The sequence below is a fragment of the Avibacterium paragallinarum genome (assembly GCF_900450705.1).
GTDB lineage: Bacteria > Pseudomonadota > Gammaproteobacteria > Enterobacterales > Pasteurellaceae > Avibacterium > Avibacterium paragallinarum.
Window position 1 is genome coordinate 542,420 of the sequence record NZ_UGHK01000002.1, and the last position, 24,435, is coordinate 566,854.

Annotated in this window: 25 protein-coding genes and 2 pseudogenes; 10 read left to right on the plus strand and 17 right to left on the minus strand. The window is 40.1% G+C overall.

Features of this window, described 5'->3' with window-relative positions:
• Positions 1-12: 12 nt before the first annotated feature.
• Positions 13-222 carry a cold-shock protein gene (locus DXZ23_RS07340; RefSeq protein ID WP_017806084.1) on the minus strand — a complete coding sequence of 70 codons (210 nt, stop codon included), beginning with the start codon at positions 220-222 and terminating at the stop codon, positions 13-15.
• A 165-nt stretch (positions 223-387) separates the two neighbouring features.
• Positions 388-1,767 carry a UDP-N-acetylmuramate:L-alanyl-gamma-D-glutamyl-meso-diaminopimelate ligase gene (mpl, locus tag DXZ23_RS07345; RefSeq protein ID WP_017806083.1) on the minus strand — a complete coding sequence of 460 codons (1,380 nt, stop codon included), beginning with the start codon at positions 1,765-1,767 and terminating at the stop codon, positions 388-390.
• Positions 1,768-1,914: 147 nt separating this feature from the next.
• On the opposite strand from mpl, the gene fbp reads away from it, so the two are divergent.
• Entirely contained in the window at positions 1,915-2,916 is a 1,002-nt protein-coding gene (gene fbp, locus DXZ23_RS07350) for a class 1 fructose-bisphosphatase (RefSeq protein ID WP_017806082.1), read from the plus strand.
• Positions 2,917-2,977: 61 nt separating this feature from the next.
• Here the strand turns inward: fbp and murA are convergent, their stop codons facing one another.
• The 8 genes from murA to DXZ23_RS07390 all read right to left on the minus strand — a co-directional run bounded on the left by murA (position 2,978) and on the right by DXZ23_RS07390 (position 7,948).
• Positions 2,978-4,252: a UDP-N-acetylglucosamine 1-carboxyvinyltransferase gene (gene murA / locus DXZ23_RS07355; protein WP_017806081.1), complete on the minus strand. Its 1,275-nt coding sequence runs from the start codon at positions 4,250-4,252 to the stop codon at positions 2,978-2,980.
• 9 nt (positions 4,253-4,261) lie between these two features.
• Positions 4,262-4,522 carry a BolA family protein gene (locus tag DXZ23_RS07360; protein WP_017806080.1) on the minus strand — a complete coding sequence of 87 codons (261 nt, stop codon included), beginning with the start codon at positions 4,520-4,522 and terminating at the stop codon, positions 4,262-4,264.
• A gap of 12 nt (positions 4,523-4,534) precedes the next feature.
• Entirely contained in the window at positions 4,535-4,870 is a 336-nt protein-coding gene (locus tag DXZ23_RS07365) for an STAS domain-containing protein (RefSeq protein ID WP_017806079.1), read from the minus strand.
• Between the two features lie 3 nt (positions 4,871-4,873).
• Positions 4,874-5,512 (minus strand): phospholipid-binding protein MlaC, encoded by a 639-nt coding sequence (gene mlaC / locus DXZ23_RS07370; RefSeq protein WP_017806078.1) that lies wholly within the window; start codon positions 5,510-5,512, stop codon positions 4,874-4,876.
• A 27-nt stretch (positions 5,513-5,539) separates the two neighbouring features.
• Positions 5,540-6,052, minus strand: coding sequence for an outer membrane lipid asymmetry maintenance protein MlaD (mlaD, locus tag DXZ23_RS07375; protein ID WP_017806077.1), 513 nt, complete (start codon positions 6,050-6,052; stop codon positions 5,540-5,542).
• Positions 6,053-6,130: 78 nt separating this feature from the next.
• A complete protein-coding gene (gene mlaE / locus DXZ23_RS07380) occupies positions 6,131-6,916 on the minus strand; it encodes a lipid asymmetry maintenance ABC transporter permease subunit MlaE (protein ID WP_017806076.1) in 786 nt (261 codons plus the stop codon).
• Entirely contained in the window at positions 6,882-7,706 is an 825-nt protein-coding gene (gene mlaF, locus DXZ23_RS07385) for a phospholipid ABC transporter ATP-binding protein MlaF (protein ID WP_017806075.1), read from the minus strand. The genes mlaE and mlaF overlap by 35 nt, the downstream gene beginning before the upstream one ends.
• A gap of 23 nt (positions 7,707-7,729) precedes the next feature.
• Positions 7,730-7,948, minus strand: coding sequence for a hypothetical protein (locus DXZ23_RS07390; RefSeq protein WP_017806074.1), 219 nt, complete (start codon positions 7,946-7,948; stop codon positions 7,730-7,732).
• A gap of 52 nt (positions 7,949-8,000) precedes the next feature.
• On the opposite strand from DXZ23_RS07390, the gene lptC reads away from it, so the two are divergent.
• Genes lptC through rapZ form a run of 5 tightly spaced genes read left to right on the plus strand, consistent with a single transcriptional unit; the run spans position 8,001 to position 11,216 of the window.
• Positions 8,001-8,582 carry an LPS export ABC transporter periplasmic protein LptC gene (gene lptC / locus DXZ23_RS07395; protein ID WP_017806073.1) on the plus strand — a complete coding sequence of 194 codons (582 nt, stop codon included), beginning with the start codon at positions 8,001-8,003 and terminating at the stop codon, positions 8,580-8,582.
• Positions 8,566-9,078 (plus strand): lipopolysaccharide transport periplasmic protein LptA, encoded by a 513-nt coding sequence (gene lptA, locus DXZ23_RS07400; protein WP_017806072.1) that lies wholly within the window; start codon positions 8,566-8,568, stop codon positions 9,076-9,078. Before lptC ends, lptA begins: the two co-directional genes overlap by 17 nt.
• An 11-nt stretch (positions 9,079-9,089) precedes the next feature.
• Positions 9,090-9,815 carry an LPS export ABC transporter ATP-binding protein gene (lptB, locus tag DXZ23_RS07405; protein ID WP_017806071.1) on the plus strand — a complete coding sequence of 242 codons (726 nt, stop codon included), beginning with the start codon at positions 9,090-9,092 and terminating at the stop codon, positions 9,813-9,815.
• A 3-nt stretch (positions 9,816-9,818) separates the two neighbouring features.
• A complete protein-coding gene (gene ptsN, locus DXZ23_RS07410) occupies positions 9,819-10,331 on the plus strand; it encodes a PTS IIA-like nitrogen regulatory protein PtsN (protein ID WP_017806070.1) in 513 nt (170 codons plus the stop codon).
• 21 nt (positions 10,332-10,352) lie between these two features.
• Entirely contained in the window at positions 10,353-11,216 is an 864-nt protein-coding gene (rapZ, locus tag DXZ23_RS07415) for an RNase adapter RapZ (protein ID WP_017806069.1), read from the plus strand.
• A gap of 136 nt (positions 11,217-11,352) precedes the next feature.
• Here rapZ and uxuA read toward each other — a convergent pair whose 3' ends face one another.
• Together uxuA and DXZ23_RS07425 are read right to left on the minus strand one after the other, a co-directional pair.
• Positions 11,353-12,540: a mannonate dehydratase gene (gene uxuA, locus DXZ23_RS07420; protein ID WP_017806068.1), complete on the minus strand. Its 1,188-nt coding sequence runs from the start codon at positions 12,538-12,540 to the stop codon at positions 11,353-11,355.
• Between the two features lie 31 nt (positions 12,541-12,571).
• A complete protein-coding gene (locus tag DXZ23_RS07425) occupies positions 12,572-13,309 on the minus strand; it encodes an FCD domain-containing protein (RefSeq protein WP_017806067.1) in 738 nt (245 codons plus the stop codon).
• Positions 13,310-13,483: 174 nt separating this feature from the next.
• On the opposite strand from DXZ23_RS07425, the gene DXZ23_RS07430 reads away from it, so the two are divergent.
• From DXZ23_RS07430 to DXZ23_RS07440, 3 genes are all read left to right on the plus strand, one after another.
• The gene (locus DXZ23_RS07430; protein WP_017806066.1) at positions 13,484-14,512 is read left to right on the plus strand and encodes a zinc-binding alcohol dehydrogenase family protein; all 1,029 of its coding nucleotides are present in this window, start codon (positions 13,484-13,486) and stop codon (positions 14,510-14,512) included.
• Positions 14,513-14,536: 24 nt separating this feature from the next.
• Complete coding sequence (locus DXZ23_RS07435) at positions 14,537-15,523, plus strand: TRAP transporter substrate-binding protein (RefSeq protein ID WP_017806065.1); 987 nt, start codon at positions 14,537-14,539, stop codon at positions 15,521-15,523.
• A gap of 194 nt (positions 15,524-15,717) precedes the next feature.
• Positions 15,718-16,377 carry an IS1595 family transposase gene (locus tag DXZ23_RS07440; RefSeq protein WP_017805094.1) on the plus strand — a complete coding sequence of 220 codons (660 nt, stop codon included), beginning with the start codon at positions 15,718-15,720 and terminating at the stop codon, positions 16,375-16,377.
• 89 nt (positions 16,378-16,466) lie between these two features.
• Here DXZ23_RS07440 and DXZ23_RS07445 read toward each other — a convergent pair.
• The 3 genes and pseudogenes from DXZ23_RS07445 to DXZ23_RS15880 form a co-directional block, all read right to left on the minus strand.
• Positions 16,467-17,806 (minus strand): IS3 family transposase gene (locus DXZ23_RS07445; protein ID WP_114995485.1). Its coding sequence is split into 2 segments (ribosomal slippage): positions 16,467-17,356 and positions 17,356-17,806, totalling 1,341 coding nucleotides; the frame shifts between segments, so codons are not numbered across the junction.
• Between the two features lie 86 nt (positions 17,807-17,892).
• The gene (locus DXZ23_RS07450) at positions 17,893-18,990 is read right to left on the minus strand and encodes an ROK family protein (RefSeq protein WP_017806064.1); all 1,098 of its coding nucleotides are present in this window, start codon (positions 18,988-18,990) and stop codon (positions 17,893-17,895) included.
• Positions 18,991-19,346: 356 nt separating this feature from the next.
• Positions 19,347-19,469: pseudogene (locus tag DXZ23_RS15880) on the minus strand (IS3 family transposase); the annotation flags it as partial.
• Positions 19,470-19,552: 83 nt separating this feature from the next.
• Here DXZ23_RS15880 and DXZ23_RS07460 point away from each other — a divergent pair.
• A pseudogene (locus tag DXZ23_RS07460) lies at positions 19,553-19,798 on the plus strand (YtfJ family protein).
• Positions 19,799-19,841: 43 nt separating this feature from the next.
• On the opposite strand, the gene malQ reads toward DXZ23_RS07460, so the two are convergent.
• Together malQ and glgP are read right to left on the minus strand one after the other, a co-directional pair.
• Positions 19,842-21,914 (minus strand): 4-alpha-glucanotransferase, encoded by a 2,073-nt coding sequence (gene malQ / locus DXZ23_RS07465; RefSeq protein WP_017806062.1) that lies wholly within the window; start codon positions 21,912-21,914, stop codon positions 19,842-19,844.
• 22 nt (positions 21,915-21,936) lie between these two features.
• The gene (glgP, locus tag DXZ23_RS07470) at positions 21,937-24,333 is read right to left on the minus strand and encodes a glycogen/starch/alpha-glucan family phosphorylase (protein WP_017806061.1); all 2,397 of its coding nucleotides are present in this window, start codon (positions 24,331-24,333) and stop codon (positions 21,937-21,939) included.
• Positions 24,334-24,435 lie beyond the last annotated feature (102 nt).

Genomic DNA, 24,435 nt, shown 5'->3' on the forward strand with positions numbered 1-24,435 from the left:
TAGAGGGAAAAATTAAGCGAGAATGATGACGTTTTCTGCTTTTTTACCACGTTTATCATCAATAATATCAAACTCAACGGCTTGACCTTCTTTCAGCGTGCGGAATCCTTTTGATTGAATCGCTGAAAAATGAACGAAAACTTCTTCTCCACCTTCAGACTGTAAAAAACCAAACCCTTTTGTTTCGTTGAACCATTTAACGGTTCCATTATTTTTAGACATTGTAAATCCTAAGTTAAATCTAATCTTAGATAACGCAATAATATTATGATGATAAAAAATAAAAACTTTAAATATGCCACAGATTATTGATTGTTATCTCTTTTGCTTAAATAAGCGGAAATTATACTAACAGCATAGTTTGTAAATAGCACGCTTTATTTTCCATTAATAGGAATTATTTTTTAATGCTAATTTTTCCAGCAGTTTTTGATGAATGCCACCAAAACTTCCATTTGACATAACAAGAATATGATCACTTGGTTTTGCTTCGGCGACAATCATATCGACTAATTTATCCAGATTGCCAGACCAATTGGCTGGCTGTACGCATTGGTTAGCGATATCTACCACATCCCACGGAATACTGTCAGGTTGCAATAAAAAGACGTGATCTGCTCTGACTAAAGCTGGGGCAAGCTCATCTTTATGTACGCCCATTTTCATTGTGTTAGAACGGGGTTCTAATACTGCGAGAATACGCACGCCACCGCCCACTTTATCTCGAAGTGCGGTTAAAGTTGCGAGAATTTCTGCAGGGTGATGGGCAAAATCGTCATAGACGCTGATGCCATTGACTTCGCCTTTTAACTCCAAACGGCGTTTTGCATTAATGAAACTGCCTAAAGCGGCACAAGCATTTTCAATCGACACGCCTGCGTGATAGGCTGCAGCAATCGCCATTAAGCCGTTGTGCATATTGTGTTGTCCAACGATGTTCCATTTCACTTGTGCCACTTTTTCACCAAAATGATACACCGCAAATTCGGTGCAATCATTGGTAATCCGCTCCGCGTGCCATTCTTGATTTTCGCCTAAAAATTGTTGTTCCGACCAACATCCCATTTCTAAGGTTTCTTTCACGCTTTGTTCGCCTGCAAAAGAAAGAATGCGACCACTGGTGGGAATGGTGCGGATCATATGGTGGAATTGGCGTTGGATCGCTTTAAGATCGTCAAAAATATCCGCGTGATCAAAGCCAATATTGTTGATGATCAGTGTTTTGGGGTTGTAATGAATGAATTTTGAACGTTTATCAAAAAAGGCGGTGTCATATTCATCAGCTTCAATCACAAAAAACGGGCTGTCCCCTAAGCGGGCCGATGTGCCAAAGTTCCCCGCAATACCACCAATTAAAAAGCCTGGGTTTAGCCCATTTTTTTCTAAAATCCAAGCGAGCATACCTGTTGTAGTGGTTTTCCCGTGCGTACCAGAAACCGCCAACACCCAACGCTCACGCAATAAATTATCGTGCAACCATTGTGGTCCCGAAGTATAAGGCAAATTATGCTCAAGCACATATTCCACGCAAGGATTACCGCGTTTCATTGCATTGCCAATTAGCACTAAATCAGGGGTGGGGTGGAGTTGTTCAACATCATAATTAGGAATGATTTCAATCTCGTTTTCTTGTAAAAAGGTACTCATTGGCGGATAAACATTAACATCTGAACCTGTTATTTTATAACCCATTTGTTTGGCAATAATAGCAACGCCGCCCATAAAGGTTCCGCAAATTCCCAAAATATGAATATGTTTTTGTGTCATTTTTTATCTCTTAATGAAAAAACGAAAAATAAAATGTGGCTAAGATCACAAACTCAATGCAAGGTTATTTTCCCTAGCAAAAGGTTAGCTATAATAAATCAACTCTTTCAAACTGTACAAGCTATTCATCAAAAATAGGGCGGAAATATGAAAACATTAGGGCAATTGATTGTTGAAAAGCAAGCGGAGTATCCCAATGCTAAAGGCGAACTTTCAGGCATTCTTTCTTCTATTCGCTTAGTGGCGAAAGTGATCCACCGTGATATTAACAAAGCTGGGCTAACCAATAACATTATTGGTAACTCTGGCGTGGAAAATGTACAAGGCGAAGTGCAAATGAAGCTAGATTTATTTGCTCACAACACAATGAAGCAAGCTCTCATTGCACGAGAAGAAGTGGCAGGCTTTGCCTCAGAAGAAGAGGAAAATTTTGTCGCTTTCGATACGGAACGCGGACGTAATGCGAAATATGTAATTTTAACCGATCCTTTAGACGGCTCATCAAATATTGATGTGAATGTGGCTGTGGGGACAATCTTTTCTATTTACCGCCGCATTTCTCCCATTGGCAAACCAGTTACATTAGAAGATTTTCTCCAGCCGAGACATCGCCAAGTGGCAGCAGGCTACATTGTTTATGGATCATCAACAATGTTAGTTTACACCACAGGAAATGGCGTAAACGGCTTTACTTACGATCCGTCCTTAGGGGTATTCTGCCTTTCACACGAAAATATTCAAATGCCAACAACAGGAAAAATTTATTCGATCAATGAAGGGCAATATCTCAAATTCCCAATGGGGGTGAAAAAATACATTAAATACTGCCAAGAGGAAGACAAAGCTACTCAACGCCCTTATACATCACGTTATATTGGTTCATTAGTTTCCGATTTTCATCGTAACTTGTTGAAAGGGGGAATTTACATTTATCCAAGTGCTACAAACTATCCAAAAGGCAAACTTCGTTTACTTTATGAAGGTAATCCAATGGCGTTCTTAGCGGAACAAGCCGGCGGGTTGGCTACCGATGGTAAAAACCGCATTTTAGACTTGCAACCAATCGAGCTTCACCAACGCTCACCGCTGTTTATCGGCTCAAAAGAAATGGTGGAAAAAGCTCAAGAATTTATGCGTGAATTCAGCTAGGTTAATAAACAATCTGCAAGCTCTCTGCATAGAAAGCCCAATTCAGTTTACATATAAAAGTCTAAAGTGAATCATTATGAGAGAATCGCTCAATACGAACACCTAAATTGCGTAATTTATCTTCAATATGTTCGTATCCTCTATCAATATGATAAATGCGATCAACGATCGTTTCACCTTTAGCAATACACCCAGCTAATACTAAGCTAACAGAAGCACGTAAATCCGTCGCCATAACTTCCGCACCTGAAAGCTGTTCAACGCCATAACAAATGGCAGTGTTGCCTTCAATTTCCGCTTTTCCTCCCATTCTTACAAGTTCGGGAATATGCATAAAGCGGTTTTCAAAAATACTTTCCGTGATTTTGCTTGTACCTTCCGCAACCATATTTAACAGGGTAAATTGTGCCTGCATATCCGTTGGGAAGCCTGGATGTGGCATTGTACGAATATTCACCGCTTTCGGGCGTTTACCTTTCATATCAAGGGTAATGGTGTTTTCGGTAACCTCAATTTCCGCTCCTGCTTCGCGTAATTTGTCGATCACAGCATCAAGGGTGTCGGCTTTGGTATTTTTACACACAATACGCCCGCCCGAAATTGCTCCTGCCACAAGAAATGTCCCCGTTTCGATGCGGTCAGCAACAATGGCGTGTTCGCAGCCAGTGAGGCGTTCCACGCCTTCAATGGTTATGGTATCCGTGCCTGCTCCGCTGATTTTTGCCCCCATTTTGTTGAGGAAAACCGCAGTATCGACAATTTCAGGTTCTCTGGCAGCATTTTCAATAATGGTTGTGCCTTGTGCTAAGGTCGCGGCAGTCATAATAGACAAGGTTGCACCCACGCTGACTTTTTCCATTACGATACGCGTTCCTGCTAAACGCCCATTGGTATGGGCTTTTACATAGCCGTCTTCGAGGACAATTTCTGCCCCCAAGCGTTCTAAACCGCTAATGTGTAAATCCACAGGGCGAGCCCCTATCGCACAGCCCCCTGGCAATGACACTTGTCCTTGGTGAAAGCGTGCCACCAGCGGGGCTAATGCCCAAATCGAAGCACGCATTGTTTTCACTAATTCATAGGGTGCCACAAAATGATCGATTTTTGAGCCATCAAGATGCACAATGCCACCCGCTTTTTGTTCGACTTGCATTCCAAGCTGACGCAAAATTTTTAGCGTGGTTTCAATGTCTTTCAGCTCTGGCACGTTAGTTAAGGTAACAGGCTCTTCAGCAAGAATAGCGGCAAATAAAATCGGCAATGCGGCATTTTTTGCCCCTGAAATATTCACTTCACCGCTAAGGTGAGATTGTCCATAAACACGGAATTTTTGCATTTTGCTTCCCTACTGACTAATCGGGTTAAATAAACGTTCACGCTGCCATTTTTCTTGAGTGAAAGTTTTAATGGTTAAAGCGTGAATTTCCCCTGATGAAAAATAGCTCATCAAGGGAGCATAAATAGTTTGTTGTTGTTTTAAACGGGATAAAGCAGCGATGTTATCATCAATGACAATCACGCCAAAATGGGCGTTTTCGCCCTGCACATAAACCTGTTCGAGGTTTAACGCTTGTTTTAAAATTCGTTCGATTTCTTGCGTTTCCATTCAATGTTTCCACTACAATAAAAAAGGCTTAAGCCAATGGGATAAGCCGAAAAGATCAGCCAATGTCAAGAGTTGCTTAGGCACATTCACCAACTGCTGAGGTTGCCCTTGCTTTTGCATTTGATACAAATAATCACAAAATAAGGCAAAACCCGCACTATCAATACGCGTTAAAGTCTGAAGTTCCCAAATAATCGGTTGCGAGCCAAGAGCGATTTTCGATAAAAAAGAAGAACGTTGCTCCCATAATGGTAACAAAGTATCCCTTGTTAATACCCCGCCTAAGCGGAGTATTATCTTATCATCATTCTGCTCCAGCCCCCAAGTTAAACTTGTTTTCTGTTGCATTGCTTATTTACTCAAAGTAACGGGTGCGTTGGCAGCTTTTTGTACTTGTTGAGTGAGGGCTTCAATGCCATCTTTACGCAAAATGCCACTCCATTCTTGTTTTTTGGTATTTACCATACTCACGCCACTTGCTGCCATATCATACACTTGCCATTTTTTCGTTATACTGTTTTTACGCCAAAAAAACGTTAAATTAATCGGATCAGCATTTGCACTTTGTAGTACATTCACTTTAATGCTTACGAGATTACCAGAAATATCTTTTGGCTCTTCAATTTGCACTTTTTGATTTTTATAGAGCGTCAAAGCCTGTGCGTAAGACTGCTCAATAAACTGCCCAAAGGCAGCAAAAAATTTCTCGCGTTGCTCTGGCGTGGTGGCTTTAAAATACTGCCCTAACACCAATGAACCCGCATAATTAACGTGTACATAAGGCATTAAATCTTGGCGTACTAAGGTTCTTAAAAAGTTCGGATCTTGTTTGATTTTGCTTTGGTTCGCTGAAATATCCGCGAACAATTTATCTGAAGTTTGTTGCATTAACACATAAGGGCTGTCTTCCGCCATTGCTTGCAATGAGAAAAGTGCGGTCAAAATAAGCAAGGTTTTTGCCATGAGTTGCTTTACGGTTTGTTTTAACATTGGTTTCTCCTGTTAAACGAAAATGAATTACTGTGCGGTTTGCGGTGCTTCCGCTAGAGTCGCGTCGGATTTATTTTTATCGCCATAAAGGAATTGTCCGACTAAATCCTCCAATACCATTGCTGATTTGGTATCCACCACTTTGCTGCCCTCTTTGAGCATTTTGGTGGTTTCGCCGTCATCAAAGCCCATATTGAGTGCCAGATACTGCTCCCCTAGCAAACCTGCGGTTTTGATTGAGATCGAGCTATTATCAGGAATTTCATCATATTCTTGATTGATCGCAATTTTCACCACAGGCACATAGGTTTTCGGGTCAAGCTCGATGTCGGTTACTCGCCCAATCACCACACCGCCCACTTTTAACGGGGCACGAACCTTTAGTCCGCCAATATTATCAAAAGTTGCAGTGATTTGATAAGATTTCGCTTGGCTAAAGCCTTGCACATTCGCCACTTTTAGCCCTAAAAACGCAAATGCCGCGATGGCTAATAAGAGAAAAAGTCCTACCCAAAATTCATATTTTGCTGTTTGTCGCATAAAAAACACCTTTAATTTTATACCGCACTTTTGTGCGTAATCATACATTGAAAATCTTGTTAGTTCGATACTGAAAGATTAACTCCCACCGAACATTATTGCCGTTAGAATGAAATCTAAACCTAAAACCAATAAGGAAGCATTCACTACGGTTTTGGTGGTGGCTTTGCTGATGCCTTCGGAAGTCGGGATACAGTCGTAGCCGTTGAATAAGGCGATCCACACCACCGCAATGGCGAAACAAAGGCTTTTAATTAAGCCGTTTAAAATATCGGCTTTCCAAGTTACCGCACTTTGCATTACCGACCAAAAACTGCCCGCGTCCACGCCTTTCCAATCCACGCCAACCAGCGAGCCGCCCCAAATTCCAATGGCGATGAAAATGATAGATAAAATCGGCATCGCAATCACCCCCGCCCAAAAACGTGGAGAAATCACGCGGCGTAGCGGATCAATCGCCATCATTTCAAGGCTAGAGAGCTGTTCGGTGGCTTTCATCAGCCCAATTTCAGCGGTTAAGGCTGAGCCTGCTCTGCCCGCAAATAATAATGCCGTTACCACAGGCCCAAGCTCACGCAATAATGACAGGGCGACGAGCTGTCCGAGGCTGGTTTCTGCCGAAAAATCCACCAGCACTACATAGCCTTGCAAGCCCAGTACCATTCCGATAAATAAGCCTGAAAGCATTACGATTAATAGGGATTGCACGCCCAACACATAAAGCTGTTTAACCAGCAAGGGAAAATGTTTGCGGAATTGTGGTCGCCCGATTAATGCTCCCCATAACATAAAGCCGGAACGCCCGATTGCCTTGCAAAAGTTAATCGCACTACGTCCTAAGGCGGAAATCATTGTACTGATCATAAAATAACTCCTGAACATAATCAGGGGCGGGATAATGAAAACGCACTGGCCCATCAGCTTCCCCTCGAATAAACTGCTGCACTTGCGGATCTTGGCTTGCCAGCAAATCGGCAGGTGTGCCTTCAGCGATCACGCGTTTATCGGCGATAATGTAGGCATAATCGCCGATACTCAACACTTCTTGCACGTCGTGCGAAACCACGATGGAGGTGAGTTGCAAGGCTTCATTGAGCCGTTTAATCAAGCTGATGATCACGCCCATACTGATCGGATCTTGCCCCGCAAAAGGCTCATCATACATAATTAATTCGGGATCAAGGGCGATGGTTCGTGCAAGTGCCGCACGCCTTGCCATTCCCCCTGAAAGCTCAGAAGGCATTAACTCCGCCGCACCACGCAAGCCCACCGCTTCTAATTTCATTAACACAATTTCACGGATTAATGACTCAGGAAGCTGGGTATGCTCGCGTAACGGGAATGCCACATTATCGAAAGTGGACATATCGGTAAATAATGCCCCCGACTGAAAAAGCATTCCCATTCGCTGACGGGTTTCATAAAGAGCGGCACGGGACATTTCAACGATATTTTTGCCATCAATTAAAATTTCGCCACTTTCAGGCGTAAGCTGTCCACCAATTAGGCGTAGCAATGTGGTTTTACCAATGCCCGATGGCCCCATTATCGCTGTGATTTTTCCTTGCTCAACACGCAAATTCAGCTTTTCATAAATCGTTCGCTCACCACGTTTGAAGGTGAGATTGTTTATTTCAATAAAAGGACGTGTCATAACACCTGCGATGTAATTTATCATTAATGGGCGTCAATGATATGCGATGAATAAAGAATGTCAAAGCCTGTTTGCATTTCTTGACAAAAATTTTTGCTACCACTAATAGGAGGTTTTGCGGAAAAAGCGTGCGATGTATTCTGATTTTCGCCCCTTTCCCGCCAATAAAGTGCGGTAAAATTTGACCGCACTTTTGCCTTTTCAGCGGACAGCTCACTATCATTTGTTCTTGCTTTTAACAAAATTGTGCTATTATGCCGCCAATTTATCCTAATCGATGAGTGATTCTCTTTTATGAATATTCGTTGGACTCTCATTTTGTCACTAGTGGCAATTGGCTTATTGGGCTGGTTTTATCGCCTCCAAGAACCCGATGCGACACAATTAGCGGATTTGATTAAATCGGACGATAAGCCTGAATACACGGGCTATAAAATGCAAACGGCAGTGTATTCGCCAACGGGGGAGCGTCAATATGTTGCCTTTGCCGATAAAGTAGAATATTACAATAATGATGGGCATACACAATTTGAGCGTCCCCTTGTGTATTTGTTTGATGTGCAAAGTTCCCAACCTGAGTTAGAACATCAAAATTGGAAGCTCAGTGCTAACAATGCCACCTTAAGCAAAAATAATTTGTTGTATTTAGACGGCGATGTGCTGGCACAAAGTTTACAAGCGGATTCACGCTTACAGCGAATAAATACTGAGCGTGCCGAAGTGAATTTAAAGACGCAAGATATTACTTCTGATACAATGACCACCATTTCTGGCTTAAATTTTACATCGAGCGGATTAAAACTCAGGGGAAACCTCCAACAACAAATTGCCACTTTACAAGAACAGGTAAAAACCTATTATGAAATTAACAAATAATTTTCTTTTATGTTGTACAATGCTGAGCCTTTCTCTCCCAGCATTAGCATTAAAAGACGATACTAATCAACCTATCAATGTAGAATCAAACAACCAATCTTTGGATATGGGAAATCACACTGTGACCTTCACAGATAATGTGGTGATTACACAAGGGTCGATTGTTATCAAAGCCAACAAAGTGGTTATCACCCGTCCTGATAAAAATAGTCAGAAGAAGGAAACTGTTGATGCCTACGGCTCACCAGTTACCTTTCATCAAATATTAGATGATGGTAAACCTGTAGATGGCAAAGGCGATAAAGTACATTATGACTTAGGAACAGAATTTTTAACTTTAACAGGAAATGCAGAACTCAGACAACTAGATAGTAAAATCACAGGCCAATACATCACTTATGATGTAAAAAAACAACAACTAAAAGCAATAGGTTCTAATAAATCAAGAATTAAAACTGTCCTAATCCCTGAACGCACAAAAAATCAAAAAAAATAGGATTCATTACTATGTCAACCCTTTATGCGGAACATTTAGCAAAAAGTTATAAAAGCCGAAAAGTGGTATCTGATGTGAGCTTGCAAGTTCATTCTAATGAAATTGTGGGGCTTCTGGGACCAAACGGAGCAGGAAAAACCACCACATTCTATATGGTTGTCGGCTTAGTACAACAAGATGAAGGTAAAATTCAAATTGATAATGAAGATATTAGCCTATTACCAATGCACGATCGTGCAAAAAAAGGCTTAGGCTATTTGCCACAAGAAGCCTCCATTTTCCGCCGTTTAAGCGTCTATGAAAATTTAATGGCTGTATTAGAAATTCGCAAAGATCTCAACAGCCAACAACGCCGAGAACGAGCAGAAGAATTAATCGAAGAATTTAGTATCGGGCATATTCGCGACAATCTCGGACAATCCCTCTCTGGGGGCGAACGCCGCCGTGTAGAAATCGCCCGTGCCTTAGCGGCAAACCCAAAATTTATTCTACTTGATGAGCCTTTCGCGGGGGTCGATCCCATTTCCGTGATTGATATTAAGAAAATTATTATGGATTTGCGTGATCGCGGTTTAGGCGTATTAATTACCGATCACAATGTCCGAGAAACCCTTGATGTGTGCGAACGAGCCTATATCGTGAGTGCAGGAAAAATGATTGCCACAGGCACACCAAACGACGTGATGAATAACGAACAAGTTAAACGCGTTTATCTTGGTGAAGAATTTAAATTATAAATTATGGTTAAATTTACAACATTACTCACCCCAGAAAATATCCGCCAAGGTGTGGTTTGTTCCAGTAAGAAGCGAGCCTTTGAAATGATAAGCCACCTCGTTTCTTCGCAAATTGACGATAAAGATCCCGAACACAGTGGCTTTGAGTGCTTATTCAGCCGTGAAAAACTCGGCAATTCAGGATTGGGCAATGGCGTAGCGATGCCCAAAGGGCGTTTGCCTAAAGGGGATAAACCCATTGCAGTCTTTTTACAATTAAACACCCCGATAGATTATGAATCTCAAGATCATCGTGATGTTGATCTTATTTTCGCGTTGCTTGTTCCCTCAACAATATGTGGTGAGTTTGCTCAAACTATTCTACCGCAATTAGCTGAAAAATTATTAGATAAATCTCTATGTAAACAACTTAGGGCAGCACAAAGTGCGGAGGAAATTTGGCAAATTTTTGAATACGCTGACCGCCTTAATAATGAAGAAACCGAAAATAATATGAGCAATGGAGATATAAACTAAAAAAAGAGAGGAAAAAGAAATATGGAAATCATCATTATTAGCGGTCGCTCAGGCACAGGAAAATCTGTCGCCCTACGTGCTTTAGAAGATATCGGTTATTACTGCGTTGATAACCTTCCAATCACTCTGCTCCCTCAATTAATAGAAATGCTTTCTACTCAACAATCTTCCGTTGCTATTAGCATTGATATTCGCAATGTGCCAAAACAAAGCCAAGAACTAGAACAAAATATTGAATTTTTACGACAACTTCATCAAGTTAAAGTTATTTTTTTAGAATCAGAACGGAGTGCTCTAATTAAACGTTATAGCGATTCTCGCCGATTACACCCGCTTTCCATTGATGACCTTTCCCTTGAAGCCGCAATTGATGCAGAACATCATTATCTTGAGCCATTAATTCAACAATCCGATTTGATTATTGATACCACTCACCTATCAAACCACGAATTAGCGGAATATCTACGCAAATTTTTGCGTGGACACAAACAAAAAGATCTCAAAATCATCATCGAATCTTTCGGTTTTAAATATGGAATTCCCCTTGATGCTGATTATGTTTTTGATGTGCGTTTTCTTCCCAATCCCCATTGGAACATAGAACTTCGTCCAATGACAGGATTAGAACAACCCGTGATTGATTTTCTAAATAAACATAACGAAGTAAACCACTTTATCTACCTCACCCGCAACTATATTGAAACTTGGTTGCCTATGTTAGAACAAAACAACCGTAGTTACCTAACCATTGCCATCGGTTGCACGGGTGGAAAACACCGCTCCGTTTACATTGCACAACAACTTGGCGAGTACTTCCGAGCTAAAGGGAAAAATGTAAGCATCCAACACAAATCCTTAGAAAAACATCAAAAAGTCGCTAGTTAAAGTATTTTCTTATTGAAGAACTTTTCTAGAATGATTTCAAAGTGCGGTGCTTTTTCAGCCTGTTTTTACTTGGGAATGCAAAAAACGGTGCGAAAATGCACCGCTCTTTTGTTATTTAAGGCTTCTTTTGGAGAGGTTATGATTGTTGAAAATAGACGCGTTTCAATGCCATTTCTAATCCCCTAAATTCAGCCAGTCCTTTTAAACGCCCGATTGCGGAATAGCCAGGGTTGGTTTTTTTATGTAAATCATCAAGCATTTGATGACCGTGATCGGGACGCATTGGGATCAAGCGAGTATTTCCTTGAGCTAAACGGCGATGCTCCTCGGTGAGCAAGGCTTTCACCACGTTAAACATATCCACATCCCCCTCCAAATGAGCGGCTTCGTGGAAACTTAGTGGATTTTCTTCGCGACAAGTGGAACGCAAATGTGCAAAATAAATGCGATCGGCGAACTGTTCTGTCATTTTAACCAAATCATTATCCGAGCGAACGCCATAAGATCCCGTACACATCGTGAAACCATTGGCAGGCAAAGGCTCTGTTTCGACGAACCATTGCATATCCTCAATGGTCGAAACAATGCGAGGCAATCCCAAGATCGGGCGTGGTGGATCATCGGGGTGAATGGCTAATTTGATGCCCACTTCTTGGGCAACAGGTACAACTTGATGTAGGAAATAAGCCAAATGTGTACGGAATTTTTCTGGCGAGATATGTTGATAACGATCTAACTGTGCCTGAAATTCATCGAGCGTATAGCCTTCTTCCGCCCCTGGTAAACCCGCAATGATGTTACGGGTGAGCTGTTCAATATCTTGAGCCGACATTTTTTCAAAATAGGCTTTGACCGCTTGGCGTTCTTCTTCCGTATAAGTTTGCTCCGCATTCGGACGCTTCAAAATATGCAGTTCAAAGGCGGCAAAAGCGATGTGATCAAAACGTAACGCTTTTGAACCATCAGGTAATTGGTATGCCAAATCGGTTCTTGTCCAATCTAAAACGGGCATAAAATTATAACAAACGGTATCAATGCCACATTGAGCCAAGTTTTTTAAGGTTTGCTTATAATTATCAATCCATTGCTGATAATTGCCTGTTTGCGTTTTGATTTCTTCGTGCACTGGCACGCTTTCCACCACCAACCAAACCAGCCCCGCTTGCTCAATTTGCTGTTTACGCTTTTCAATTTCCTCTATCGACCAAATTTGTCCATTAGGAATATGATGCAATGCAGTAACAATCCCCGTTGCCCCTGCTTGTCGAATATCCGCCAAAGATACTGGGTCATTAGGCCCATACCAACGCCAAGTTTGTTCCATTTTTTACTCCTTCAATTTTGATTGATTAAACTTATATGTTTTCTGACATACTGTTGAATAAAAAACCATCAAAATTAGGATCTTCAATATCTGAAAGTTCAAACAACTTTTGCTTTACATTTTCTAAATGCCGCCACATCACTTCACGAGCTAGAGAGCTATTTTTCTTTTGTATCGCAATAAAAATTTCACGATGATCTTCAAGCCACAAATGATGGTAATTTTTCGCTAGAATGCGTGTATGTAGTTGAGCCCACATCGCACTATTAAATCGATATTCCCACAGTTGTTCTTGAAATTTGATCAAAACATCATTTTGCGTAATTTCAGCAATCGCTAAATGAAATTCTCTGTCAGCACTATAATCATCAGAATTCGTTGCTAACATTTCTTTTTCATTCACCAAGATTTCTTTCAATCGTTGAATATCTCTTTTCGTTGCTTGTTGAGCTGCCAATCCAGCTATACTACTCTCAACGAGTTGTCTTGCTTGTAATAGTTCAAATGGACCAACATCAGGAAGAAGAAATTGCGAATCTCCCGCAATATTGTTGGGGGTATTAATGACATAAACCCCCGATCCTTTTTTCACTTCTACAAGTTTTTCCACTTCTAACATCACAATTGCTTCTCGAACAATTGTTCGGCTCATACCCAACCTTTCTGAAATCTCTCGTTCCGTAGGGAGTTTATCGCCTATCTTATAAACCCCTTGAGAGATCTCTTGCTTTAGTAATTCACCAATTTTGCTATAAGTTCTGTTAATCATAATACTATATCCTCTTTATTTTGGAATACCAAAATTATAAAAAAGTTAGATCTTGATCACAAACTTTAATATTTGGCATACCAATAATTAATTTTTTCATTTATAGTAAGACTATCATTTGAACAATTTACTGTCGAATAATTTTTCTAATAAACTAAAATTAAGGAATGAAAAATGGAAAACTCAATCAAAGCCGTACGATTAAAAAAGCCATACCAAGTGTCAATACAACAGGTTCAGCCACCACTAAAATCAGATGATCAGGTTCTGATCAAAGTGGAATCTGTTGGTATATGTGGCTCAGATATTGGGGCTTATAGAGGAACAAACCCTCTTGTAAGTTACCCTAGAATTTTAGGACACGAAATAGTAGGTCGGATTTTAGAGATAGGTAAAGGAATACCAGAAAATATAAAAATAGGTGATCGTGTTATTGTTGATCCTTACGTCTATTGTGGTAAATGTTATCCTTGCTCAATTGGTAGAACAAATTGTTGCTCTACATTAAATGTTATTGGTGTCCATATTGATGGCGGTATGCAAGAAATTATTTCTCACCCAGCTCACTTAATCACGAAAGTTCCTGATAACGTCCCCTTAACGTTGCTTCCTCTCGCTGAACCACTAACAATCGCTTTACACGCAATTCATCGTACAAACGTTAAGGAAAAAGAATTTGTAACAATTATTGGAGCAGGAGCAATAGGGTTAATGGCAGCACTAGCGAGCAAGCTCTATGGTGCAATGCCAATTCTTATTGATATATTAGATAAACGATTAGATTATGCGAAATCTATTGGTGTTGAATATACGATAAATTCGTTAAAAGAAAATCCATTAGAAAAGATTCAAAAGATTACCAATAATAATCTCTCTCAAGTTGTTATTGAAGCATCAGGAGCAAATGAATCAATACAAAATACGCTCAAATTTGCGTCCTTTGCAGGGCGAATTGCTTTAACGGGTTGGCCAAAAAAAGAAACACCGCTGCCAACAAATATCATTACCTTTAAAGAACTTGATATTTATGGTTCTAGAACAAGTAAGGGGGAATTTGAAGAGGCACTATCTCTATTATCCACTGGAAAATTTAATGCAAAGGATATTGTTACTAAAGTCATTTCATTTGATGAAATTCCTGAATATATTCAGAAATTGTCAGATGAACCTGATAACTACCTGAAAATTAATGCTGTACTTTAACCACTATATAAAGAGGATTTAAATATGAAACTAAACAAACTAGTAAAATTATTATTAATTCCCGCTGTATTAATGGGTAGCTCAGCTTGGGCGAAAACAATTATTAAATTAGGTCATTACAATTCAGACACTCACCCATCAAATATCATTCTTAAAGATTATTTTAAGAAAACAATCGAAGAAAAAACAAATCATCGATATGAAATAAGAATCTATCCTAATAATCAATTAGGTGGTGAAGATCAAATTGTAAATGGTTTACGCAATGGAACTATCGAAATGGGTATTACTGGATTATTACTTCAAAATGTAGATCCTATTTTTGGTATATGGGAATGGCCCTATCTTTTCAAAGATAATTTAGAAGCAAAAAAAGTACTCACCACATCGCCAATCGCCCAAGAAATTGGCGATAAAATGCAAAATTATGGTATTAAACTGCTTGCTTATGGTATGAATGGCTTTCGGGTGATTTCATCAAATAAGAATGTGCAAAAATTTAGTGATTTTAAAGGCTTAAGGCTTCGTGTACCGCTAAATTCTTTATTTGTAAGCTGGGCTAATGCAATGGGAATGAATCCACAAAGTATGCCATTAAGTGAAGTTTTCACAGCCTTAGAACAAAAGGTCATTGATGGGCAGGAAAATCCTTATATGCTAATTAGAGATTCTGGATTATATGAAGTGCAAAAGTATATTATTCAAACAAATCATATTTTTTCACCTGGATTATTACAGATTAGCTTAAAAACGTGGAATAAAATGTCCAAAGAAGATCAGGCAATTTTTCTTGATGCGGCTAAATTATATCAAGAAAAAGAATGGGAACTTGCAATAAAAACAGAACAAGAAGTAAAAGATTTCTTAGCTAAAAGTGGCAATGAAATTGTAATTCCCTCTGATGAATTAAGAAATTCAATGATAAATGCTTCTCAAAAATTATACGAGAACTTTTATAATAAATATGATTGGGCTAAAGATACGATCCAAAAAATCAATCAAGCAAAATAATCATCATTCCACCATTTTCAGAAATGGTGGAATTTTTTAGGAGGTAGTATGCAAATTTTCAACATAATAGATAGAGTACTAAAATATCTATCCATATCAGCTCTAGTTTCAATGATTTTATTAGTCTTTTTTAATGCTATTTTACGTTATTTTTTGGGGCTGTAGTAGATTAGTAACAATGCTATACTACAAAAATGAAGATAACATATTGTAAATTAAAGCAATCCATACAGAAAAAACTACTTGAGTTTTTTGTCGCAGAAGTTACTGCAAGAACAGCAGCAAATTTGCTAGATATTCAACCGAATACAGCCGCTTTGTTCTACCATAAAATCAGGCTTGTGATTGGCTATCATTTATCCCTTGAAGTTAACGAGATTTTTGAGGGGGAAATTGAACTAGACGAAAGCTATTTTGGTGGTCATCGAAAGGGAAAACGAGGACGAGGACGAGGAGCGGCTGGAAAAGTTGCTGTTTTTGGGTTACTAAAACGACAAGGAAAGGTATTTACTGTTGTGGTTGAAAACACCAAGAGTGAAACATTACTCCCTGTTATTAAAAGAAAAATCAAGCCTGATAGCTGGGTTTATACGGACACTTATCGCAGTTATGACGCACTTGATGTGAGTGAATTTCACCACGAACGAATCAATCATTCCGAGCTATTTGCGGTGAAACAAAATCATATTAATGGCATTGAAAATTTTTGGAATCAGGCGAAGCGGATACTGCGAAAATATAATGGAATTAACCGAAAAAACTTTCCTTTATTCTTGAAGGAATGTGAATTTCGGTTTAACTTTGGGACACCAAAAGAGCAGTTAAAAATATTGCGAAAATGGTGTGAAATTTAGGGCTAATCTACTACAGCCCCTAAATAAATATCCTAATAAATAGAATAAAAAAGTGCGGTGCGAAAATGATCTGCCCCCAAAAAGTTAGACTATATTCTAATTTCATTCAAGGACTGAGTTCTGTATTCCACAGGGCTTAGTCCTTTGAGCTTCACTTGAATACGCTCATTGTCGTAGTAATGAATGTACTCGTGAATCACTTTTTCAAGCTGTTCAAAGGTTTCAAACCGCTTGCCAAAGTAACATTCCGTCTTCAATCGCCCGAAAAAGCTTTCCATCGCACCATTATCAAGGCAATTACCTTTTCTCGACATACTTTGCGTAATACCGTGTTTTTTCAATATCTCCCGATAACCCATCATTTGATACTGCCATCCTTGGTCGGAATGCAGTATCGGTTTTTCCCCCGCTAATCGGTTCACCGCCTGGGTCAACATTCTGGTTATCTGCTCAAAATTCGGACTTCTCGCCACATCATAAGCAATAATTTCGTTATTAAACAAGTCTTTAATCGGCGATAAATACACTTTGCCTTCCGCACATTTGAACTCGGTGATATCCGTTACCCACTTCTCATTCGGCATCGTTGCCGTAAAATCCCGTTGCAACAGATTATCGGCAATGTGTCCCACTTTGCCTTGGTAAGAACGATATTTTTTCTGCTTACTTTTTCCTTTTAACCCCAAACGTTGCATTATCGCTTGCCCCCTTTTGTGGTTGATAATCAAGTATTTCCTTAATTCCAAGGTAATTCGACGATAACCATAATTTTCGTCATTTTTGCGATAAATTTCCTCTATTTTCTGTGAAATCGCTACATTTTTATCCGACTTTGGCTTGAGATGATAAAAGAACGAACTGCGTGCCAATCCGATTAGCCTGAGTAACAATTCCAACGGGAAACGCGAGCGTAAGGCATTTACGATGACGGCTTTTTCTGCATTTTTTGTTGGTTGAGTTCCTGCAACTTTTTTAGCATTGCATTCTCCGCTTCTAATTCCAAAATTCGGTAACGCAAGCGTTCTTCTTCTGTTTTGGGCGTTGGTGGCATTTTAGGTGAGTTGAGTTTCATACTTGGACGACCTTTAGGTTTGAGTAATAACCCATCTATACCTTGTTTTTCAAAGCGTTGCAACCATTGACTAATTATCCCTGAACTGGGGATATCAAAGCGAAAGCAGGCGGCTTCAGCGGAGCACTGGCCTTTTTTGATAGCTTGAATAACCTTTAATTTAAACTCAACAGAATAACATCGTTTTTTACCTAACACAGCTAATCCATTGATTCCATTATGATTAAATTTCGCAATCCAACGTGCTAACGTGCTTTGGGGAAGCTGAAAATACTGGCGAGTAAGCGAACGGTTTTTTCCATTTTGATGATAAAAGTCGAGCACTTGTTGTTTGAAACGTTGAGTATATTTAGTCATAAAAAATCTGCACCTTAATCAGTTGGTTATTTAGTCCAACTTTTGGGGTGCAGATCAAAATCCTTCATTTTTTCACACCGCACTTTTTATTCATTATTCTGTAAAAAATGATAAATCGGGACGATGGCGGCGGCGGTGGAAATATCTTCAAACTTCATTTTTGAGGCACAGAGTTGGGCGGAAGTGCGGTGTAAATTTTGTATGGTTTTTGTGTTTTTGACATAGTCAATCAACTGGTTGATTAACGGCGGTGGCAACATTCCTGTGAGGACGATAACGCGGGGATCGAGCCACGCGATGGCAGATAGCATAAGGGAATGGATTTGCTCTTGGCTATGTGCGAGCCATTTTTGCACTTGAGGATTTTCCATTAAATTTTCTTGCAACTGCGACTCGCCGAGTTCGTCTTGCAAATATTTCCAGCTTGGGCGAGGGGCGTCATAAGGAAATAATAAGCCGATTTCCCCTGCGTTACCAAAACCGCCGCGGATTAGCTTACCTTGTGAAATAATCCCCGCACCGATACCAAAATCAAGACTGATCACCACCATATCTTCAATATCATTCCATAATCCCGAATAATATTCCCCAAGTGCCACCGTGTTGATGTTGTTCTCAATATGGCAGGGGTAGCCGAGTTTTTCGCTGAATACGTTGGCTAAGTTAGGGATATTTTGTAATAACGGAAACCAAGGGGAGGAAATGGATTGATCGGCCAATAGGTAGCCAGAAAGAGAAAAACCGATGCCGAGAATTTTTGCTTCAGCGAGAAATTTTTTGTCTAAAAGTTGCTGAAGTGCGGTGCGAATTTGTTGGCATAATTCATCAAATTGCACGCTATTGTGGTAAACATAGCGTTCATTGGAAATTTTATTGCCAATAAAATCCACGATTGCGAGCTGAAATGAGTTATCTGAAAAGGTGATACCAATCGAGCAACAAGCATTGGGATTTAAGGTTAAATGAAAAGAAGGCGTTCCCCGTTTTTTTACCATTTTCTCCGTTTCTTTAATCAGCCCGAGAAACAACAGTTTACGGCAATACTGTGTTACCGCCCCAGGGGTTAAACCCGATAAGGCGCTTAATTCCTTGCGTGAGGGGGAATATTGGCGAATGAGCCGTAGTAACAGTTTTTCGCTGGCTTTGAGATTAAAAATCGCATTGTCTTTTTTGCTTTCAGTCATTTTTTGATCACGCCTCGTTCACGGTTTGCGATGGTTCGGGAGTACGGCTTCACATTATACAAAAGCGAAGCCGTAATCGGCTATGGGTAAAGTGCGGTGTTATTTTAAGGCATTTTTTACCGCGTTATAAAAATCGTCCATTTTACATAAGCCCTGTGCATTGGTTGGGCAATCTTCAAGCTGTAAGGTTATACGATTTGGGGGATTTGTTAAAGAGAGTTTTGTGCCGTTGTTTGATTAATATATTCGACTTTAGTGAAAATCAGGTTTTGTTTGTAGATTGTGATAAGTAGTTACTTTTTAATCAACGCTCGATTTCTCTTTGCATAAAAAAGAAGTTGAATACGATCATATAACATCCATTTATATTTAAAACATCTAAACCAACGCCCCATCGGCACATTATCCCAACAATTTCCTCGACGACTCATACTTTGTATCAAGCCGTGTTGTTTTACACATTGCAGAAAAAGAGAAAATCAGCAGTTAATGGACGCAATTAAAACTCAACATTTCAAAAGCTTACATTCAAATCACCAACATCATTAACGCCGATGACGCCATTTGCGGCACAAGTGCTTTTGTGCGAAGCTGAACCGAAAAGGCGAAAAAAGAAAATGCGTATAGCTAAATTTTGCTGGATAATCAAAGTGCGGTAAAAAATGCGTGGAAATTAAAAGAGAAAGAAAGTTTGATCGTAGTGTTGGATAAAAACGGCAAAGTGAAGTTTGTTCACGAGGGGAAACTTTCTTCTGCACAGATTGATGAAGTATTGAGTTTAGTCAACAGTCTGTTGAAAAATCAGTAATCATTTTGAAAAAATAGCCGATTAATCGGCTATTTTCATAGAGTTAATGCGGTTTTCGGCAAGTATTTATTTTCTGTAAAAGTTGCTGAACTTCAGGATCATTAAAAATCTCTGTGATATTCTGGCTTAGTCGTCTTCGCCAGTTAGGATATTGAGTGCTTGTTCCCGGAATATTGACGGGTTCAGACATATTTATCCAATCTTCAGGTTGAAGCCCTAGCAAAGCACTTTCTACCTTCCCCACATAGGCTTGTAGTTGATGATTAAATTTTTTACTAATTGGGGAGGATAAATCTTTTGGTAGATCAGGCTCAATTCCTGCTTCTGTTAGGCGAGCTAAAATTTTTGCTTTAGCTTCCTGACGTTGTTGTTGCAATATCGCTAAAATTTTTTCATTTGGATAAATGCCATAACGCTGTCCAAGCTCAAAATCATAGCCTCGCCAATAGCCATCAATGGTTGGCAGATCGTGCGTACTTAAGGTTGTCATTGCTTGATAAGGATAATCGGCTAAATCTCGGCTATTTCCTTGTTCATCAAATTCAAAATAAAATACTTTATAAGATAAAATCCCCGCGTTTTTGAGCTTACTCACGATGGATTTCGGAACTGTACCCAGATCTTCCCCGATAATAAGTGCTTTGTGTCGATGGCTTTCTAGGGCGAGAATAGCGATCAGATCATCAACAGGATAACGAATATATGCCCCATCTTGTGCCTGGCCATTCTTAGGAATCCACCACAGTCGTAGCAGTGACATAATATGATCGATACGTAATGCACCACAGTGGTTCAAATTGGCTCGCACAAGATCAATAAAGGGTTGATAGGCTCGCTGCTGCAAAATATGTGGATTGAGCGGCGATAAGCCCCAGTTTTGCCCTTGTGGCGCTAAAATATCAGGCGGTGCACCAATGCTGGCTTTTAAGCAATAAAGTTGCTTATCACACCAAGTTTCTGCGCCTTGATCGGAAACGCCAACAGCAAGATCACGATAAAGCCCAATCGGCATTTTTAAGGTTTTGCAGAGTTCATTACATTCTTTGAGCTGAGTTTCCGCAATAAATTGTAACCAAGCATAAAAGCGAATATCCGCTTGATGGGTTTCCTGAAAGCGTGCTACCGCTTCGCTATGATAATCCTGATATTGCGTAGCCCAATAATTCCACCCCCATTGTTCAGGGAATTGCTCACTGAGATGTTGATGAAGTGCATCAAAAGTGGCTTGAATAATAAGGCTTTCCCCTTTTTGTTGGAGAAATTGCCCAAAATCAGCTTGGCGAGCAGAATTTGCCTGTTGCTGGAAAAAAGAGAAAGCAAGTCGTAGCCCTTCGAGTTTTAATGCCATCACTTCTGTGTAATGAATATGGCTTGCCGTGCGTAATTTTTCTAAGGTTTGCTGAATTTGTGGCTGCTGAAACCATTGCTGTGCTTCAGGATTTTGCTGAAATTCAGGTAATGTATTGAGATCAATATAAAGGATATTGAGCCATTTTCTTGATGAAGGACTGTAAGGGCTAGCACTTTCAGGATTAGCAGGAAAAAGAGCGTGAATGGGGTTTAACCCAACGAAATCCGCCCCTGTCGCCGCAATGTGGCGTAGAAATTGTTTGAGATCGCCAAAATCGCCAATGCCCCAATTATGCTCAGATTTCAAGCTATATAATTGAATAAATGATCCCCATAGCTTTTTACCTTGTTCCATTTCTGGTGGTTGATAACAGCGTTTTGGGGCAACGATCAAGCGGCAAGCATAGTTTTTCGTCCCGACCTTTAAGGTTAAATTGTGATAACCCAACGGCAGATGATGAGGAAAACGCAGGGTATTGCGTTTTACTTTCCCTTTGATTTCCCCTTGTTGATTCTCCAGTTGAAGCCGCCAATCTCCTTGCACGTTATGCTTGAGATCCGTGCGATGGAGCTTTAAAAAGTGCGGTGTGTTTTCATAAAGGATTTTTACTGGTGGCAACATCGCTGAATATGTCCCCGTATTTCCCGCAAATGCCTTAAATAAACGCTGCTGGGTTTGCAGGCTGGCAACTTTTTTTAGCCCTCGTTCATCGTAAAAATAAGGCAGTATGCCTGCTTGCTGAAATCGCTTGGTTGATCTGTTCATTGTGCTAACCTCTGTCTTTACGCTATTTTTTTAGCCAAATGCGTGATTGATAATCACGGATTGAACGATCCGAGCTGAATTTGCCAAGCCGTGCGGTGTTTAAAATGGCACTTTCTAACCACGCATCACGATCTAAATAAGCCTGGCCAATACGTTCCTGAGCTTTTCGATAGCTCTCAAAATCAGCGAAAACGAGGAAAGGATCGCGTTCAAGTAGGCTGTCTAACATCAGATTAAAGGCTGTTTTATCCCCCTTGCTGGCTTTGCCTTTGGCTAAAAAATCCACCGCACTTTTTAAGACAGGATCATTGCGATAGTAACTTTTCGGCGAATAGCCTTCTGCTAATAGAGTTTGAATGCTTTCAACCGTATGTCCAAAGAGGAAAATATGCTCTTTCCCCACCATTTCGGCAATTTCCACATTTGCCCCGTCAAGTGTTCCCAAGGTTAATGCTCCGTTTAATGCCAGCTTCATATTGCCTGTCCCTGAGGCTTCTTTCCCTGCCATTGAGATTTGTTCGGAAATATCCGCCGCAGGGATAATTTTTTCAGCCAATGAAACACGATAATCAGGTAAAAACGCCACTTGTAGCTTATCTTTCATCTGTTTATCGTTATTGATGATCTCAGCCACATTGTTAATCGCGTGAATAATATTTTTCGCCAAATAATAACCTGGTGCCGCTTTGCCTGAAAAAATAAATAATCTTGGCGTATAATCTTCATTTGGATTATCTTTTAACCATTGATAGGTCGCAATAATATTTAATAAGTTCAAATGCTGGCGTTTGTATTCGTGGAAACGCTTAATTTGTACATCAAAAATCGCATTTGGATTGATAGATAAGCTAAGCGTTTGCTCAATTTCTCTGGCAAGAGCCGCTTTGTTTTGTTGTTTTATATGCCAATAAGCCTCGCGGAAGTTGGTATCATCAACCACATTTTCCACTTGGTGGAGCAATTCAAGATCTTTTTTCCAGTCGCCTTTGACGGTTTGATCGAGCAACTGGCTTAATGCAGGGTTGGCTTGTTGAATCCATCGTCTTGGGGTAATGCCATTGGTAACATTGCAAAATTTTGTCGGGAAAAGCTGATGATATTCGGGGAAAAGTTGGCTAACCAGCAAATCCGAATGGATCTGTGCCACGCCATTCACCGCAAAACAGCTCACGACGCAAAGATTTGCCATTCTTACACGATAATCAAACAAAATTGCCAGTTTTTCCCATACTTTGGCATCATCGCCAAATTGTGCTTTCACTTGTTGATGGAAAAGGTGATTAATTTTTTCCACAATTTTAAAGTGACGTGGCAATAATTGTTTGAATAGGCGTTGATCCCATTGTTCTAGTGCCTCTGGCAACAAGGTGTGATTGGTGTAAGCGAAACTTTGTTGGCAAATAGACAACGCTTGTTGCCAAGTGAGTTGATACTCATCAAGTAAAATCCGCATTAATTCAGGGATAGCGAGGGTTGGGTGTGTGTCATTAAGCTGAATGACTTGACGTTTCGGAAATTCTTCTAGCGAGAAGCCTTGTGCTAAATGGCGAGAAAGAATATCAGCCACAGAACAAGCACAATGGAAATATTGCTGCATTAAACGTAACTGTTGTCCTGCACGATGATTATCGTTCGGGTATAGCACCTGTGTAAGTGCGGTGCTTTTTATTAAGGTTTTTTCCGCTGCGACAAATTTGCCCTCATTAAACTGGTTTAAATCAAAAGATTGTGGGCTGTCTGCTTGCCAGAGGCGTAGCGGTTGGATTACGTCATTTTGATAGCCCACAATCGGCAGATCAAAAGCTTTGCCTTCAATGGTTAATTTGGGTTGCCATTCATAGCGATCTCCCTCGATTGCCACCACTTTTCCGCCAAAATGCACTTGTTGGGTTTTGCTTGGATTATAGCGATGCCAAGGATATTGATTTCTTCCCCATTCATCGCCACTTTCTACTTGTTTTCCGTCTTGGAACGCCTGTTTAAACAGCCCATATTGATAATGCAGCCCGTAGCCTGTCGCCGCTTGCCCTAGCGTTGCCATTGAATCTAAAAAACAGGCGGCTAAGCGTCCCAATCCGCCATTGCCTAAAGCAGGATCACGCTCTTGCTCCAGAACATCGACTAGCTCAATCTGATACTGGGCTAAATAGGCTTTGATCGCTTCATAATAGCCCAAATTCATCAGGTTATTTCCCGTGAGGCGGCCAATGAGAAATTCCATTGAGAGATAATTAATATGGCGTTGCTCATCAACCTTGCCTTGCGGCTTGTGATATGCCATTTCAAGCACCGTACGAGCGATGACTTGATACCATTGCTCAAGGGTAAATTGTTGCGGCGAACTAAGTTCAAAAAAACGGCAGTATTTTTGTACATTATTATCAAATAACGCCATTTCATTTGTATGAGAAATAGACATAAAAACTCCTTTTAAGGCATAAATTAAACATTCTTCTTGTTTTATTATGCTCGGCAGGAGAAAAAATAAATCCTCCTTGTTATAATCTTGTCAGTATGACGA